General features: G+C 65.3%; 13 protein-coding genes. 7 read left to right on the top strand and 6 right to left on the bottom strand.

Features of this window, described 5'->3' with window-relative positions; translation table 11 throughout:
- Positions 1-33: 33 nt before the first annotated feature.
- Positions 34-1977, top strand: coding sequence for an alkyl/aryl-sulfatase (locus ACVW17_RS34690; protein WP_456798507.1), 1944 nt, complete (start codon positions 34-36; stop codon positions 1975-1977).
- Between the two features lie 203 nt (positions 1978-2180).
- Positions 2181-3512, top strand: coding sequence for an IS1182 family transposase (locus ACVW17_RS34685; RefSeq protein WP_456756305.1), 1332 nt, complete (start codon positions 2181-2183; stop codon positions 3510-3512).
- A gap of 122 nt (positions 3513-3634) precedes the next feature.
- On the opposite strand, the gene ACVW17_RS34680 is transcribed toward ACVW17_RS34685, so the two are convergent.
- The 6 genes from ACVW17_RS34680 to ACVW17_RS34655 form a co-directional block, all read right to left on the bottom strand.
- The gene (locus ACVW17_RS34680) at positions 3635-4339 is read right to left on the bottom strand and encodes an ABC transporter ATP-binding protein (RefSeq protein ID WP_456798506.1); all 705 of its coding nucleotides are present in this window, start codon (positions 4337-4339) and stop codon (positions 3635-3637) included.
- Positions 4332-5081, bottom strand: coding sequence for an ABC transporter ATP-binding protein (locus tag ACVW17_RS34675; protein WP_456756077.1), 750 nt, complete (start codon positions 5079-5081; stop codon positions 4332-4334). Before ACVW17_RS34675 ends, ACVW17_RS34680 begins: the two co-directional genes overlap by 8 nt.
- Positions 5082-5091: 10 nt before the next feature.
- A complete protein-coding gene (locus ACVW17_RS34670; RefSeq protein ID WP_456798505.1) occupies positions 5092-6078 on the bottom strand; it encodes a branched-chain amino acid ABC transporter permease in 987 nt (328 codons plus the stop codon).
- Entirely contained in the window at positions 6078-6947 is an 870-nt protein-coding gene (locus ACVW17_RS34665) for a branched-chain amino acid ABC transporter permease (protein WP_456798504.1), read from the bottom strand. Before ACVW17_RS34665 ends, ACVW17_RS34670 begins: the two co-directional genes overlap by 1 nt.
- Before the next feature lie 15 nt (positions 6948-6962).
- Entirely contained in the window at positions 6963-8216 is a 1254-nt protein-coding gene (locus ACVW17_RS34660) for an ABC transporter substrate-binding protein (protein ID WP_456798503.1), read from the bottom strand.
- A gap of 291 nt (positions 8217-8507) precedes the next feature.
- Positions 8508-9575 carry a glycosyltransferase family 4 protein gene (locus ACVW17_RS34655; RefSeq protein WP_456756073.1) on the bottom strand — a complete coding sequence of 356 codons (1068 nt, stop codon included), beginning with the start codon at positions 9573-9575 and terminating at the stop codon, positions 8508-8510.
- A 317-nt stretch (positions 9576-9892) separates the two neighbouring features.
- Here ACVW17_RS34655 and ACVW17_RS34650 point away from each other — a divergent pair, with 317 nt between their 5' ends.
- The 5 genes from ACVW17_RS34650 to ACVW17_RS34630 all read left to right on the top strand — a co-directional run bounded on the left by ACVW17_RS34650 (position 9893) and on the right by ACVW17_RS34630 (position 17692).
- Entirely contained in the window at positions 9893-11656 is a 1764-nt protein-coding gene (locus tag ACVW17_RS34650) for an ABC transporter ATP-binding protein (RefSeq protein ID WP_456798502.1), read from the top strand.
- Between the two features lie 91 nt (positions 11657-11747).
- Positions 11748-13949, top strand: a complete 2202-nt coding sequence (locus tag ACVW17_RS34645; RefSeq protein ID WP_456756071.1) for an amylo-alpha-1,6-glucosidase — start codon at positions 11748-11750, stop codon at positions 13947-13949.
- A gap of 41 nt (positions 13950-13990) precedes the next feature.
- Positions 13991-14509, top strand: coding sequence for a PRC-barrel domain-containing protein (locus ACVW17_RS34640; RefSeq protein WP_456798501.1), 519 nt, complete (start codon positions 13991-13993; stop codon positions 14507-14509).
- Positions 14510-14597: 88 nt separating this feature from the next.
- Positions 14598-15836: an MFS transporter gene (locus ACVW17_RS34635; RefSeq protein WP_456756069.1), complete on the top strand. Its 1239-nt coding sequence runs from the start codon at positions 14598-14600 to the stop codon at positions 15834-15836.
- Between the two features lie 311 nt (positions 15837-16147).
- On the top strand, positions 16148-17692 hold the full coding sequence (locus ACVW17_RS34630; RefSeq protein WP_456799005.1) for a L,D-transpeptidase family protein: 1545 nt from the start codon (positions 16148-16150) through the stop codon (positions 17690-17692).
- Positions 17693-17744 lie beyond the last annotated feature (52 nt).

Genomic DNA, 17744 nt, shown 5'->3' with positions numbered 1-17744 from the left:
TGATCTTCAGGGTTGATGAGGGAGTGCTCAAGTATGCCCCAGACAAATGCAGCTGAAACATCGCACGAGCTTCCCAAGGCGGCATCCGCGTCGGTCATCGCGCAACACGAGGCGACGCTGAAGGCGCTGCCGTTTGCCGACACCAGGGATTTCGACGACGCCGCGCGCGGCTTCCTCGGCACCATCGAGAACGCACGCATCAGCTCGGCGCAGGGCAGGGTGGTCTGGAGCCTCGAGCCTTATGGCTTCCTGTCTGAGGAGAAGGCTCCTGCAACCGTCGATCCGAGCCTGTGGCGGCAGTCGCGGCTCAACATGCATCACGGCCTGTTCGAGGTGGTGCCGGGCGTCTACCAGGTGCGCGGCCTCGACATCGCCAACATGACGCTGATCGAGGGCGACACCGGCCTCATCGTGGTCGACACGCTGACCTCGATGGAGGGCGCGCGCGCCGCGATGGAATTGTACTTCCAGCATCGCGGCAAGCGGCCGGTCGCCGCCGTCATCTTCACCCACACCCACACCGACCACTGGGGCGGCGCCCGCGGCGTGCTCGACGACGCCATGCTGGCGGCGGGCGTGCCGATCATCGCGCCGAACTTCTTCATGGAGCACGCGGTCTCCGAGAACATCATCGCGGGGCCGGCGATGCTGCGCCGCGCGCAATACCAGTTCGGACCGTTCCTCGCCAAGGGCGTGCGCGGCCATGTCGATTGCGGGCTCGGCAAGACCATGGCGGCGGGCGGCGTGGCGCTGCTGCGGCCGACCGATCTGATCATCGCGACCGGTGACACGCGCGTGATCGACGGCGTCGCGTTCGAATTCCAGATGGCGCCGAACAGCGAAGCGCCGGCGGAGATGCATTTCTACATCCCGCGCTACAGGCTTTTGAACCTCGCGGAGAACTGCACGCACAATTTCCACAATCTGCTGCCGTTCCGCGGCGCCGACGTGCGCGATGCGCTGGCATGGTCGAAATATCTCGGCGAAGCCCTGCAGATGTGGGGCGGCAAGGCGGAGGCGATGTGCGGCCAGCACCATTGGCCGGTGTGGGGGCGGGAGCGGATCGACACCATGATCCGCGAGCAGCGCGATCTCTACAAATACGCGCACGACCAGACCATCCGGCTGATGAACCACGGCCTCAACGCGGCGGAGATCGCCGAGACGATCCGGCTACCCTCGAGCCTCGAAGGGGCCTGGCACGGCCGCGGCTATTACGGGCATATCAGGCACAATGTGAAGGCGATCTACCAGAAGTATCTCGGTTGGTACGACGCCAATCCGGTCAATCTCGATCCGCTGCCGCCGGTCGAGGCCGGCAAGAAATATGTCGAGTATATGGGTGGCGCCGATGCGATCCTGGAACGGGCCGCGGCGGACTTCGCCAAGGGCGAATTCCGCTTCGTCGCGCAGGCCGTCAGCCATCTCGTGTTCGCGGAGCCCGGCAACCAGGCGGCGCGCGCATTGCTGGCCGATACGTTCGAGCAACTCGGCTACGCCGCCGAGAGTTCGACCTGGCGCAACGCTTATCTGTTCGGTGCCCAGGAGTTGCGACAGGGCATGCCGAAGACGCCGCCGCGCTCGTCGATGCCACGCGAGACGCTGGCAGCACTCCGCACCGAGCAGCTCTGGGACGTGCTCGGCGTCCGCCTCAACGGCCCCAAGGCCGAAGGCAAGCGCATCGTGCTGAACTGGCGTTTTACCGATACCGGCGAGAGCTTCGTGCTTAATCTCGAGAATTCGGCGCTGACTTACGTTGCGGGCGCGCAGGCCGCCGATGCGCATGCCGGCTTCACCTTGGCGCGCAGCGTGCTCGACGAGGTCATCGCCAAGCTGACCACGTTCCCGGACGCGGTTGGTGCCGGCAAGATCGAGGTGACGGGCGATCCGCTGCGACTAGCCGAACTGATGGCGCTGATGGACGAATTCCCGCGGATGTTCGAGATCGTCGAGCCGAAGCGCACGGTGGTGGTGTAGAGCAGCATACTCAAAGCAATGACCGTCACCCTGAGCCGCGCAGCGGCGTCTCGAAGGGTCGACGGCCCGGCTGGTGGCCGCGCATCCTTCGAGACGCGCTTCGCGCTCCTCAGAGGGTGTGATTTTTTTGGGGTTTCAGCGAGCATTATAGCCGAAAGCCGGCGCGGTGTGATTCTCTGGCGATGATGGATTCGCGGGAGGTGATGTTGGCTGCCGATGAGTTGTTTGGGGACCTGCCGGAGCAGGCGAAGCCACCAGTCGAAGCGGGCTTGCCCGGCGCTCCGCGGCTGCGTGAGCCCCAGCGCGACCAGATTGCGCTGCGAGCGGTTGATATTGAGAGCCTGATCGGGGAAGACCATCCGGTGCGGCTGATCTGGTCTTATGTCGAAGAGCTTGATCTGAGTGAGTTGGAGGACCGGATCAAGGCTCGCGGCGATCGTCCCGGTCACCCCGCGACCTCGCCCCGGCTTTTGCTGGCGCTGTGGCTCTATGCCGCCAGCGAAGGCGTTGGCAGCGCGCGGGCGTTGGAGCGGCTGTGCGAGAGCCACGATGCCTATCGCTGGCTGTGCGGCGGGGTGTCGGTGAACTATCACCTGCTGGCGGACTTCCGGGTCGGCAACGCCGATCTGCTTGACCGACTGCTCAGTGAGCATCTGGCAGCGTTGGCAAAGGCCGGTCTCGTCGATCTGGAGACCTTGGCGCAGGATGGCATGCGGGTCCGGGCCAGCGCCGGGGCCGCCTCGTTCCGGCGCGAGGCGACGCTGGATAAGCATTTGGCGCAGGCTGAGGCCGTGGTGGAAGACCTCAAGCGCGAGGTCGACACACGCTCGGACGCCAGCAATAAGCGTGCCCGGGCAGCCAAGGAGCGGGCCGCGCGGGAACGCAGCGCGCGGGTGAAGGCGGCGCAGACGGCGCTCGCCGAGATCAAGCAGCAGCGCAAGGAGCGCGAAGAAAGTCGCGGCAACGGCAAGACGCCGAAGGAGCCGCGGGCCTCCACGACGGACGCCTATGCACGGGTCATGAAGATGGCGAACGGCGGCTTCCGCCCCGCCTACAACGTGCAGGTGACGAGCGTGGCCGGCGAGCAGATCGTCGTCGACACCAGAATTTGCAACATCGGATCCGATCGCGGCCTGATGCGCCCCATGCTGGAGCGGCAGCGTGCGCGGCCCGGAGGGTTGCCCAAGGACCATCTCGTCGATGGCGGCTTTGGCAGTGCCGAGGACATCGAATGGGCCTATGCCGAGGGCATCGATATCTTTTGTCCGCCCACTCAATCCAAGCACGGTACCGATCCCTATCTACCGCGGCGCGGCGACGGTCCGGGGGTGTTGGCCTGGCGTGCGCGAATGGCGAGCGAAGAGGGCAAGGCCCGATACAGGTCCCGGTCGATCTGCGAGTGCATCCATGCCCGCTGGCGCAATTGGGACCTGCGGCAATTGACCGTGCGCGGCATCGAAAAGGTCCGTGCCGTCGTGCTCTGGTACGCCCTCGTCAACAACATCCTGCAAGGCAACCGCCTCTCCAGAGCCTAAACAACGGGTCATCGCCGAACTCGAACTCAAACCTGCCAATTGCTGCGACGAACAGCCGCCAAAAACTCCGCAGGAGCCGAATCCGTCACAAGCTCTCAGGATGACGGGTCGATCGGGCGCTCTCAAATCCCGAGATACGCCGCCTGCACCTGCCTGTTGTTGGCGAGCTCGGCGCTGGTGCCCCGCATGATCACGTTGCCGCTCTCCAGCACATAGGCGCGCTGCACCAGCGACAACGCGCGGCTGACGTTCTGCTCGACCAGCAGGATCGCGGTGCCAATCTTGTGGATTTCGCCGATCTTCTCGAAGGTGACGTCGGTCATGACAGGGGCGAGGCCGAGCGAGGGCTCGTCCAGCATCAACAGGCGCGGCTTCAGCATCAGGCCGCGGCCGACCGCGACCATCTGCTGCTCGCCGCCGCTCATGGTGCCGGCGAGCTGCTTCCTGCGGTCGGCGAGCCTCGGGAAGATGCTGTAGACCAGCTCCATGGTGCGCGCGCGATCCGCCTTGGCCTTGGGCGTGTAGGCGCCGATCTCGAGATTTTCCTGCACCGTCATGTCCGGGAACACCTGGCGGCCTTCCGGGACATGCGCGATGCCGAACTCGGGGATCCGGTACGGCGGCAGCGTGGCGAGGTCGACACCGTCGAAGGTGATCTTGCCTGCGAACAGTTTGACGAGGCCGGAGACGGCGCGCAGCGTCGTGCTCTTGCCGGCGCCGTTGGCGCCCAGCAGGCCGACGGCCTCGCCTTCGCCGATGGAGATGCTGACATCGGTGATCGCGGGCACCGAGCCGTAGCTGGCGCTGACGCCGGAGAGCTCAAGCATGGGCGTCTCCTGGCGCAGTCGGATGCACGTAGGAGCCGAGATAGGCGCGGATCACGTCCGGGTTCTCCACGATCTCCTTCGGTGCGCCCTCGGCGATCTTCTGGCCGTGGTCGAGCACCACGATATGTCGCGCCACCGCCATGATCGCGCGCATCACATGCTCGACGATCACGATGGTCAGCCCGCTGGCGGACAGCTTCTTCACCAGCGCCACCGCCTGGTCGATCTCGGCCGGGTTGAGCCCGGCCATCACCTCGTCGAGCAGCAGGATTCTCGGCTGCGTCGCCAGCGCGCGGGCCATCTCGAGGCGCCGCTGGTCGATGGTGGTGAGATCCTTGGCGGGGGTCTGCTCCTTGGCGCCGAGGCCGACGAATTCGATCGCCTCGCGTGCCTTCCTTTGCGCGGCGACGACGTGCCGGTCGCGCAGGAAGGCGCCGGTCATCACATTGGCAAGCACCGTCATGGCGCCGAACGGTTTTGCAACCTGGAAGGTGCGGGCCATGCCGAGCGCGCAGACGTCGTGCGGCTTCAGCCCTACGACCTCGTGACCGAAGGCGAGCACCGAACCGGAGTCCGGGCGATGGAATCCCGTGATCAGATGAAAGCTCGTGGTCTTGCCGGCGCCGTTCGGACCGATCAGCGCGACCGTCTCGTTCTCCTGAACGGAGAAGCTGACGTCCTGCACGGCGCGCAGGCCGCCGAAGCGCTTGCTGAGACCCTTGATGACCAGTGCTTCCGCCATCGCAAAGACCTCAGGCGCGCGCCGGCTTGCGCCGGAGGGTGCGGTGATAGAAATCGGTCGCAAACCCGATCAGGCCGGTCGGCCGCCACAGGATCACCGCCATCAGGATCAGGCTGTAGACCGTGAGCTGGATGCCGCCGACCGAGCTGCCGAGCCAGCTTTGCAGCAGCGCCGAGGTGGTCTCCAGCAGCACGGTGCCGATCACGGGTCCCCACAGCGTGCCGATGCCGCCAACGATCGACACCAGCGCCGCCTCGATCGAGACGTTGAAGCTGAACGCGGTCGCGGGATCGATGAAGTAGATGTACTGGGTATAGAAGGTGCCGGCGAGTGCGGTCAGGAACGCGCTGATCATGTAGATGTCGCGCTTGACCTTCGGCGCGTTGACGCCGATCGCCTCGGCTGCGTCCTCATCCTCGCCGATCGCGACGAGATAGTAACCGATCCAGGATTTCTCGATTCGGTGGGTGATCCACAGCCCGACCACGAGCAGGCCGAGCACGACGTAGTAGTAGGACGATTTCTCCTCGAACTGCATCATGAGCGGCGCGCTGCCGAGGTTAGGGATCGTGGTGCCCTCGGCGCCCCAGGCGAAGTCGCGAAATTTCAGGAAGATCAGCATCAGCACCTGGGCTGTCGCAATGGTGGCGATGGTGAAATAGGGCCCACGCAGGCGGAAGCAGAGCCAGCCGATCGGCAGGCTCGCGAGCATCGCGACCACGCCGCCCGCGATCATCCCGATCCAGGGCGAGATGCCGTAGTTCACCTGCATGATGGTCGAGGTGTAGGCGCCGAGGCCGAAATAGGCGGCGTGGCCCAGCGAGAGCTGCTTGGCATAGCCGCCCATCAGGTTCCAGGCGACGCCGATGAAGGAGAACAGCAAGATGCGGATGAAGATGTCGATCGCAAACGACGAGGTGACGAGCTGGGGCAAAGCCAGCATGACGACCGCTCCGATCGCCAGCCACAGCCACTTCATGTTGCCTGATGCTTGCATCAGCGGCCCCTCCTGGCGCCGAGGCCGCTCGGCCTGAAGGCGAGCGTCAGCAGCAGCAGCGCGAACACCACGATCAGTCCGGAATCGGCCCCGACGAACTGGATACCGAGCGATTCCGCGACGCCCATCATCAGGCTCGCGACCAGCGCGCCCATCACATTGCCGAGCGTGCCCATCACGACCGCGACGAACGCCATCAGCACGAACACCTGGCCGACGAACGGATAGGCCGAATAGAACGGCATCAAGAGCGAGCCGGCGGCGCCCGCCAGCGCCAGCGCGGTGCCGAACGCCACCGCGAACACCCGATTCGGATTGATCCCCATCAGCATCGCGACGTCGCGGTTCTGCGACGCCGCGCGCATGGCACGGCCGAGATCGGTGGTGTGCAGGAACACCCAGAGCAGCCCGCTCAGCGCCATCGCGACGGCAAAGGCGATCAGCTTTGCCACCGGAATGTAGAGCCCGCCGATGTGCCACGCTTCATCCGAGTAAGAGGTGTGGACGGTGCGATAATTGGCGCTGAACAGCATCAGCGAGAGATTGAGCAGCAGCAGCGACAGCGCAAAGGTCAGAAAGATCTGCGGCATGTCGTTCGGCCCGAGCACCCTGCGGATCAGGAAGTGCTGGATCAGGACGCCGGCTGCGAACAGGACCGGCATGGAGACAACCAGCGAGACCAGCGGATCGATGCCGAACTGGGTGGCGAGGAAGAACGAGATATACATCCCGAGCATCACGAACTCGCCCTGGGCGAAATTCACGATCTTGACCACGCCGAAGATGAGCGTGACGCCGATGCTGACAAGCGCGTAGATGCCGCCGATAAGCAGGCCGTTGATCACGGCCTGGGCCAGTGTCTCCCACATCTGATCCGACCGCGCTCAGGTCTTCATCAGAGGGGCGCGGGCGTCTTCCTTGGGGAAAACGCTGACGAGGTCGGCGTTCTGCCACTGCACGCCGACCGGACGGCCATAGACGTTCTTGCCGTCGGGGCCGAACTTCACCTTGCCGCCCGGTGCCATCGCTGCAAAGCCCGAGGAGACGTCGAGCGTCGACAACGCCTCGCGCACCTTCTTCGGATCGGCCGAGGCGGCGCGCTCCAGCGCGTCGGCCAGCATGAAGGTCTGCGCCACCAGGCCGCCGGCATATTCGAAGGCGAACTCGCCGGTGCGCTTCTTGAATTCGACGTTGACCTTCTGCGCATCCTCGTTGACGTCGTGGTTCCAGTGCGCCACGCCTTGCAGTCCTTCGGCCGCGTTGCCGACATTCTTGTAGAAGTCCGGCATCACGAAGCCGCCCGAGCCGCCGTTGATCGCGATGTTGAGCCCGACCTGCTTCACGGTGCGCACGATCAGGATCAGGTCGTTGAGGTAGGACAGCGAGAACAGGGTGTTGGCGCCGGAGGCCTTGACCTTGTTGATCAGCGGGCTGGCATCGGTGAAACCGGCCGAGTAGGGCTCGAACATCACGATCTCGACGCCTTCGCCCGGCGCCAGCTCCTTCAGCCCGTTCGAGGTCGAGGTGCCGAATGCGGTGTTCTCGAAGATGACCGCGACCTTGGCCTGCTCGCTGACCAGCTTCGCCATCTGCAACTGTGCCTTGGCGAATTGCGAGGCGCGGGCGAACGGCGTGAAGGTGTAGCTGCGTCCCTTGTTGAGCTGATCGGAGCTCGATCCGGTGATGATCGGAACGCGGGCGCGCTCGCAGACCTCGCTTGCGATCAAGGTCAGCGCGCTGGCGTAGCAGCCGTGGATCGCCGACAGCTTGTTGCCGGTGATGAGGCGATCGGTCTCGGTGCGCGTCACCGTGGTGTCGCTCTGCACGTCGGAGACGATCAGATTGAGCTTGGCGCCGCCGAGCGATTTGATGCCGCCGGCCTCGTTGACCATGTCGACTGCGAGCTTTGCCGCGGCAACGCAGCCGATGCCGATCTGCGCCATGCTGCCGGTGCTCGGATAGAGCGCGCCGATGTTGATCGGGTCCGCGGCCCAGCCGCGCAGCGGGACGGCGCCGAAAGCGCCGGCCGCGAGCACGCCGCCGGTTCTGGCCAGGAATTTGCGGCGGTTCAGTTTCTTCGGTGAGGTGGTAGTCGGTGCGGCATTATTAATGGCCGACGGCTTGCGGTCCCCTGGCATGGCGTTCCCCCTGTGCGACCGCGGCACGGTTGCTCCGTCCGCTCGCTTATTATTTTTCGTTCAAGCGGGGCGCATAAGAGCACGTAATCCGCCAATCGCAAAGGCGATATCAGCCGGGTTGATGGGGATGCGTGTCACCAGGGGTGCGTCGCAGCAATCGCGCGGCGGATCGCTTCGCCCCACGGGAGTTGCCGTCGGGGTGACGGCATTATTGACAATCGAATGACCCGACGGATCGGCACGGACGGTGCCGGCCGGCCCGCCGGATCATTCGATCGGCCGCTGCAACTTCTATTCGGCGCTCGCCACGAGCTTGAAGCGCGGTTTGTCCTCCATCAGGCTGCGATAGGCGGCGAGATAGTCGAGCGCCATCCGGCGCGCGGTGAAGCGGGTCTCGAACTGCTTGCGGATCGCGTCGCGGTTGAGCGTCGACAGCCGACCGACCGAGGAGATCGCGCTGATCTCGTCCTCGACGATGAAGCCGGTCAGACCATCCTCGATGATCTCCGGCACCGAGCCGCGGTTATAGGCGATCACGGGCGTGCCGCAAGCCATCGCCTCGATCATCACGAGGCCGAACGGCTCCGGCCAGTCGATCGGAACCAGGAGTCCGATCGCGCCGCTGAGAAAATCCGGCTTCTCGCGGTCGCTGATCTCGCCGATGAACTCGACCAGCGGATTGTCGGTGATCTGAGGCTTGATCAACTCATCGTAATATTCCTGGTCGGCGCGATCGACCTTGGCCGCGATCTTCAGCGGAATGCCGCAGCGGGTCGCGATCTTGATCGCACGATCGACGCCCTTCTCCGGCGCGATGCGCCCGAGCACGGCGAGATAGGATGGCTTGGCCGGTTGCGGCGTCAGCAGGTTCTCCGGCAGGCCATGATGAATGGTGCGCACCCAATTCGCCTGCGGCACCGGCCGCCGCTGCGCATTGGAGATCGAGATCACGGGGATCTTGGAGAAGATGTTGAAGACCGGCTGATGCTCCGGCAGGTCGAGCCGGCCGTGGAGCGTGGTCACGAACGGCGTCGGCTGGCGCGTGAACAGCGACCACGGATAATAGTCGAGATGGCAGTGCAGGAAATCGAACTCGTCATCGTCGGCTTTCTGCCGGACGCGCTCCAGCATCACCATGTGCAGCGCATTGGGGTCGCGGACGGAGCCGTCGAGGCGCAGCGCCTTCGGCCAGGTCGCATCGAGCTTCGCGGAGGTCTGTGAATCGCCACTGGCGAACAACGTCACGTCATGTCCAAGTGTTACAAGTTCTTCGGTCAGCCAGTGCACGACCCGTTCGGTGCCGCCGTAGAGCTTGGGGGGAACAGCCTCCGTCAGCGGGGCAACCTGCGCGATGCGCATTTCTCCGTCTCCTGTTTGTAATGTGGAATGAACCAGACCCCTCTGCCCTGTGATGGCACTGACGTGCCGAAGACGGGAACGTTCTCGCACGTGCGAGGTTCCTTATGGGTATGTGGATTCCCGCTTCTTTCTTCCATCACACTGTGGTCTTGCTGATGCCATCTCGCTCCAACACGTTTTTGCCGACGCCAGCGTTGCAAAATTGTTGCGCAGTGATGGCTGCATCAAGGAATCCAACCGCCGCCCTTCACGTCATCGTGCACGAGAGCTTCGACTAAAATTTTCTCGTTCACCTTCAACAGCTTTTGCAGGACGTCATGGACCATCTGTCAGGATATGCGCATCGCCCATTCCCCTTTGTGCTGCGCTATCTGCGCCGGCGGCTGCCGTCGCATGGGGTGATCTTGTCGGCCGTGGTCGCGGCGGTTGCCTGTTCGGTGGGCACGCAATACGGCGTCAAGAATCTGGTCGACGCGTTGTCGGCCGGGCCGTCGGCCGCGAACGGCGTATGGCTGGCATTCGCTTTGCTCATGTCGCTGATCGCAGCCGACAACTTCATGTGGCGGATCGCGAGCTGGACGGCGAGCTACACCTTCGTCAGCGTCACCGGCGACCTGCGCCGCGACATGTTCCGTCATCTCACCGGTCACGCGCCGAGCTATTTCACCGACCGGCTGCCGGGCATGCTGACCAGCCGGATCACGGCGACATCGAACGCGGTGTTCACTGTCGAGAACATGTTCGTATGGAACGTGTTGCCGCCATGCATCGCAACCTTTGCCGCGATCACCCTGGTTGGAACCGTAAGTCTGACAATGTCAGCCGTGCTGATCCTGATCGCGGGAACCATGGTGGTGGCGATGTTCCGCATGGCCGCCGCCGGCCGGCCGCTGCATGACGATTTCGCCAACCGGGCGGCCGCCGTCGATGGCGAGATGGTCGACGTCATCAACAATTTGCCGCTGGTGCGGGCATTCTGCGGCCTCGGCTATGAGCACGACCGCTTCGACGCCACCGTGAATCGGGAACTGGTCGCGCGCGGCCGTTCCCTGCGCTATCTCGAAAAGCTTCGCCTGGTTCACGCCGCCGTGACTGTGATCCTGACGATCGCGATGCTGGCCTGGGCCCTCTCGCTCTGGCAGCAGGGCCAGGCCACCACCGGCGATGTCGTGCTGGTCTGCACGCTCGGCATCTCGATCCTCAGCGCCACCCGCGATCTTGCGGTTGCGCTGGTCGACGTCACCCAGCATGTCGCGCGTCTCACCGAGGCTCTGGCGACGCTGTTGCAGCCGCACGAGCTGAAGGACCACCCGGAGGCCGAAGCGCTGGTGAAGAGCGGCGCGGCGATCGCCTTCAACAACGTCTCGTTCCGCTATCCCGGCGGCTTGCAGGTCTTCGAGCGCTTCAGCCTGCGCATCCAGCCCGGCCAGCGAGTCGGCCTGGTCGGCCAGTCCGGTGGCGGCAAGTCAACACTATTTACCCTTCTGCAGCGCTTCTACGACGTCGAGCAGGGCAACATCACGGTCGACGGCCAGGACATCTCGCGCGTCACCCAGCAGAGCCTGCGCGCGGCGATCTCGGTGGTGCCGCAGGATATCTCGCTGTTCCATCGTTCGATCCTGGAGAACATCCGCTACGGCAGGCCGGACGCCACCGACGACGAGGTGCTGCGCGCGGCGATCGCCGCACGCTGCGATTTCATCGAAACCTTGCCGGAGGGCATGAACACCATCGTCGGCGACCGCGGCGTCAAGGTGTCCGGCGGCCAGCGCCAGCGCATCGCGATCGCACGCGCGTTCCTGAAGGATGCGCCGATCCTGCTGCTCGACGAGGCCACCGCGGCGCTCGATGCCGAATCCGAGGAGGCGATCCGCGAGGCGTTGTCGCGGCTGATGCGCGGGCGTACGGTGGTCGCGATCGCGCACCGCCTCGCGACCCTGCGCAGCTTCGACCGCGTGGTCGTGCTGCAGGGCGGCCGGATCGTCGAGGACGGTCCGCCCGACATCCTCGTGAAGGGCAGAGGCCCCTACCGCGACCTGGTCGCGCGCGAGATGGGCCGCCTCTCCACCAGCGCGGCCTGACCCCGCGCCATCAAGCGTGTACTTGCGTTCCGGTGCGTTCGTTCGAACCGAGAGTCGAGACTCGAGCCAAGCAAGGTCGCCAGAGGTTCAGATGGCAGCTGACGTCGTTACGCAGATCATCACCGGTCGCATCACCGAGCACGTCGCCGAATCGCCGTTCTACATTCCGATGACCGGGCCCGCGGCGCGGCCGCGGCGCTCGCTCAAGCACGACGACACCTTCATCGTGCTCGACAGCCATGGCGACATCGGCGCCTCCGCCGGCGGCCCCGACGGCCTGTTCAACGCCGACACGCGCTACCTCGCGCGGCTGGAAATGGTGCTGGAGGACGTGCAGCCGCTGCTGCTCGGCTCCAACATGCGCGACGACAATTCGGCGCTGACGGTCGATCTGACCAATTCCGACGTCTATCGCGACGACCGCCTGACCTTGCCGAAGGATACGCTGCACATCGTGCGCTCGATCTTCCTGTGGCGCGGCACCTTCTATCAGCGCATCGGCCTGCAGAACCACGGCGATCATGCCGCGAGCTTCGATCTCGCGCTCTTGTTCGACAATGATTTCGCCGACCTGTTCGAGGTGCGCGGCGAGCGGCGGCCGCGGCGCGGCATCGGCTCGAGCAAGCTGCTCGGTCCGACCGATGTCGTGCTGGAATATTGCGGCCTCGACGAGCAGACCCGGATCACCGCGCTGCACTTCGACCCGCGACCGACACGGTTATCGGTCAACGTTGCCACCTACCATTTCGACCTCGAGCCTGCGCAGGTCACCTCGCTGTTCGTCGCGGTGTCCTGCAACAAGCCGATCATGCAGAAGCCGGTGCCGTTCTTCCGCGGGCTGTTGGCGCATCGCCGCGAGATGCGCAATTCGTCGGCCGGCGCGGCCTCGATCGAGACCTCGAACAACATCTTCAACGAGGTGCTGTGCCAGGCGATGGCCGACCTCAACATGCTGATGACGGAAACGCCGCAGGGCCGCTATCCCTATGCCGGCATTCCCTGGTATTCGACGACATTCGGCCGCGACGGGCTGATCACCGCGATGCAGATGCTGTGGGTCGACCCGCGCATCGCCAAGGGCGTGCTGAAGCGGCTGGCGCTGTTCCAGGCCAAGGCGGTCGATCCGCTGGCCGATGCTGCGCCGGGCAAGATCCTGCACGAGATGCGCGGCGGCGAGATGGCCGCGCTTCGCGAGGTGCCGTTCGCGCATTATTACGGCAGCGTCGATTCGACCCCGCTGTTCGTGCTGCTGGCCGGGCTCTATCTGGAGCGCACCGGCGACGTCGAGACGCTGCGCGAGCTGTGGCCTGCGGTCGAGGCCGGACTGCAATGGATCGATGGCCCCGGCGATCCCGACCGCGACGGCTTCGTCGAATATCAGCGCGCGACCGATGAAGGGCTGCGCAATCAAGGCTGGAAGGATTCCTTCGACGCCATCTTCCACGCCGACGGCACGCTGGCCGAGGGCAATATCGCGCTGGCGGAAGTGCAGGGCTATGTGTTCGCCGGCAAGCAGCTTGCCGCGCGCGCGGCGCGGACCCTTGGGTTCGCCGACAAAGCGGCGAGGCTGGATGCCGAGGCCGAGCGGCTGCGCGAGCGCTTCGAGGCGGCATTCTGGTGCGAGGAGCTCGGCACCTATGCGCTGGCGCTCGACGGCGCTAAGCAGCCGTGCAGGGTGCGCACCTCGAATGCCGGACAGACATTGTTTTCCGGCATGGTGCGCGAGGACCGTGCGCGACGGGTCGCCGCCGATCTGATGAGCCAGAAATTCTTCTCGGGCTGGGGCATTCGAACCGTCGCGGCGGGCGAGGCGCGCTACAATCCGATGTCCTATCACGATGGGTCGATCTGGCCGCATGACAATGCGCTGATCGCACTTGGACTGGCCCGCTACGGCCTCAAGCATTCGGTCGCGCATCTGTTCAAGGGGCTGTTCGACGCCGCGAGCTACATGGAGTTGCGGCGGCTGCCGGAGCTGTTCTGCGGCTTCCGCCGCGAACGAAGGCGCGGCCCCGTGCTCTATCCGGTCGCCTGCGCACCGCAGGCCTGGGCGAGCGCGACGCCGTTCACGCTGCTGGAGGCGGCGCTCGGACTCGAATTCGACACCGTGCGCGGCGAGATCCGCCTGCGCGATCCGCGGCTGCCGGAATTCCTCAACGACGTGGTGCTGCGCGACCTTCGGCTCGGCGCGTCCAGTGTCGATCTGCGGCTGCGTCGCCACGGCGACGAGGTGTCGCTCGAAGTGCTGCGCACGCGCGGACAGATCCAGGTGTCGATCGTGCTGACGCATTGAGCGTTGTCGCGCGGCGGACCGGGCAATCGTGGGAGAGGTAAATGCGTCCAGGGATCATGATTATGCTGGTCGCAGCGATGCTGCTGACATGCGCAGATGTCCGTGCCGCGGACGATGCGTCGCCGGCGCCGACACTACCCTCGCCGCCGGCAGCTCAAGCGCCGCCAGCAGCTCCTGCGGCACCGAAGGAGCAGGCCAAGGAGTCACCGCCGCCGTCGGTGACCGTGATCGGCGCACGCGATGCGCACGGCATTCTGGGTCGCGACGTGCGCAGCTCCGCCAATGAGGACATGGGCCGCATCGTCGACGTCATCGTCGACCGCGACGGCAAGGTCCGCGCCGCAGTGATCGATTTCGGCGGCTTCCTCGGCGTCGGCAGCCGCAAGATCGTGGTCGATTGGAACGCGCTGCGCTTCGCCGGCGTTTCCAGCAAGAGCGACAGCATCACGCTGGATCTCAACAAGCAGCAGGTGAGCGCTGCGCCGGAATACAAGGAAGATACGCCGCTGATCGTGCTGGGCGCGGCTGGCAGTCTCCATCCATGGGACTACGAACATTAGGGGGCTCAAACTGGTCGCGCGTCCGAACTCTTCATTCGGGACGGTTGGCGACGATCGTGACGAGCGATCAGCCGGCAGCGCCAATATTGTGTCGATTGTCCCCGATCAGCCCAATGCGGAGCCGCTGCGCGGGCCGTCGCGCGAGAGCCAGCGCGGGCTCGACTGGTTCATCTTCTTCCTGGCCGATGTGCAGACCGGATTCGGTCCGTTCATCGCTGTCTATCTGACGACGCAGAAATGGACCCAGGTCGAGATCGGCTTCGTGCTCTCGATCGGCGGCATCATCGGCCTGCTCGGTCAGATGCCCGGCGGGGCGATCGTCGACGCGGCGCGCTCGGAACGGGTGGTCGCAGGCTGCGCGGTTGCCGCGATCGGATCGGCCGCGCTGGCCTACGCGCTGTGGCCGATCTTCCCCGTGGTGACGCTTGCCGCGACGCTGCACGCGCTTGCAAGCTGCGTGCTGGGACCTGCGATCGCGGCGATCAGCCTCGGCCTGGTCGGGCCGCGTGCGATCGGCGAGCGGCTTGGCCGCAACGCACGCTTCGCCTCGCTCGGCAATGGCTCGGCTGCGGCGTTGATGGGCGCTTGCGGCTATTTCTTGTCGAGCCGTTCCGTGTTCCTCGTCACCTTCATCCTGGCGATCCCGACGCTGTTGTCGCTGGCACGGATCCGCGAGCGCGAGATCGACATCGCGCAGGCGCATGGCGAGGTGAAGCGTGAAGTTCCCGACAAGCGCGCCACCAGCGTCTTCACGCTGGTGCGGCACCGGACGCTCCTGATCTTCGCCGGCGCGATGATGCTGTTCCAGCTGGCCAACGCCGCGATGCTGCCGTTGATGGCGGGCGTGGTCACCACGCGCTCGAGCCAATGGGCGCCGGTCCTGATCGCCGCCTGCATCATTGTGCCGCAGGCGATTGTCGCATTGTGCTCGCCGTCGGTCGGCCGCAAGGCCCAGGCTTTGGGCCGGCGGCCATTGCTCCTGCTGGCCTTCGTTTCGCTGGCGATCCGCGGCCTGTTGTTCGCGACGGTGCGCGATCCCTATCTGCTGGTCATGGTGCAGATCTTCGACGGCATCACCGCGGCGATCTTCAGCGTGCTGGTGCCGCTGATTGTGGCCGACGTTGCGTTCGGCAGCGGCCATTTCAACCTGGCGCAGGGTATTGTCGGTACCGCGGTCGGCATCGGCGCATCACTCAGCACGGTGCTGGCCGGTTATGTCAGCGACAAGCTCGGCAGCAGCACCGCCTTCATGGGTCTCGCCGGCATCGCAGCGCTGGGACTACTCATGATCTGGCTGGTGATGCCGGAGACGCGGCGGGCGACATGACGGCCAGGTGCCGCTCCATTGGTGGGGCGGCTCCAGGCAGTGGATTTCGGCGGCTACGAGGCGGTTTTGGCGGCGCGGCGCCCTTCCTCCTGCATCCGCCGTCATATATGAATGGATAGCTCCCCAGGATCGAATTCGCGGCACCGCATGGAGCCGCGATTAATCAATCCAAAATCGTGATCTGGTACGGATCGGCGCAGCGCGGGCAGGCATTTCGACCGAGGAATCGCATGGTAAATCGAACGACGACGGCGCAGACCACCGGAGCGATGCGGCGTTGGGGACACCCCGCCTTTGTGACATTCGCGGCGATGGTCACATTTGCGTCACTGAGCGGCGGCGCCGCGGCAAAGCAGCAGCGTCCGGCGGCAACCGTCGAGGCGACGGCGCCGCGGACCGCGGGCGAGCCGATCATGGCGATCGTGTCGATCAAGGCCCAAAAGGTCACCTTCTACGACGCCGACGGCTGGATCTACCGCGCGCCGGTCTCGAGCGGCGTCAAGGGACGCGAGACGCCGGCGGGCGTGTTTGCGCTGGTCGAGAAGGACAAGGACCATCACTCGACCATGTACGACGATGCCTGGATGCCGAACATGCAGCGCATCACCTGGAACGGCATCGCGCTGCATGGCGGGCCGCTGCCGGGCTATGCGGCCTCGCATGGCTGCGTCCGGATGCCCTATGACTTTGCCGAGAAGCTGTTCGACAAGACCCGGATCGGGATGCGGGTGATCATCGCACCGAACGACCCGGAGCCGGTCGATTTCACCCACCCGGCGCTGTTCGTGCCCAACGCGGAGGCGATCGCGGCAGCTCCGGCACGTGCCGAGAAGCTGGCCCGCGAGGCCGCGGATGCCGCCAAGGCGGCCGACGAGGCGAAGAAGGCCTCCGCGGCCGCGGCCAAGGACGCGGCACTGTCCACGCCGGCGGCACTGCGCAAGCTGGAGCAGATCAAGACCCGTGCCGACGCCGCGGTTGCCTTGGCTGACAAGACGCTGGCCAAGGCCAACACCGACCAGGCCAAGGCGCGCGCCGAGGATCTGAAGCAGAAGGCAGTCGCCAAGGCCGCGGAAGCGACCACGCAATTCGAGGCGGCGCAGGGTGACGCAAAACCGAAGCTCGATGCCGCCGCCGCCGCGAAGGAGGCCGCCAAGGCGGCCGAGACCAAGAAGGCCGACACCCAGAAGGCGGCGACCGAGGCCAAGCTCGCACTGGAGCCGGTCTCGGTCTACATCAGCCGCGCGACGCAGAAGCTTTACGTCCGGCGCAACACCCATAAGCCATGGGCCGACGGCGGCGAGGTGTTCGACTCGAGCATCGAGGTTCCGGTCACGATCCGCGATCCGGACAAGCCGATCGGTACGCACATTTATACGGCGATGGCGCGCAACGGCTCCGGCCTGCGCTGGACCCAGGTGACGATCGACGACGGAGACAACGCCAAGGATGCGCTCGACCGTATCACCATCCCGCAGGATGTGCTGGATCGCATTGCGCCGACCGCGGTGCCGCGGTCTTCGATCATCATCTCGGACGAGCCGCTGAGCGCCGAAACCAACTATCGCACCGAGTTCGTTGCCGTGCTGAGCAACCAGCCACAGGGCGGCTTCATCACGCGCAAGCCGACACCGCGGCCGGTGGATGAGGATTACCCGGTTGCCAGCAGGGACGACGACGGTTTCGGCTTCTTCTCCCAGCGCAGCTGGAATCCGCAGTCCGGCACTCAATACGGTTATCCCCAGTACGGCAACCCTCAAGCGCCGACCCAGTACGGCAACCCGTACTATGGCAACCCGCAAGCCGCCAATCCGCGCCGGCGCGGCGGCCAGCAATACTGGCAATCGCAGGACTGGTAAGCAGGGCGCTGACGACCAAGCTGCCGCGAACTTTGAGTATTGGACGGCGGTG

This window comes from Bradyrhizobium sp. USDA 4473 (assembly GCF_054063335.1).
Note: the sequence above shows the minus strand (reverse complement) of the source record. Positions and strands in the feature narration are given on the sequence as shown.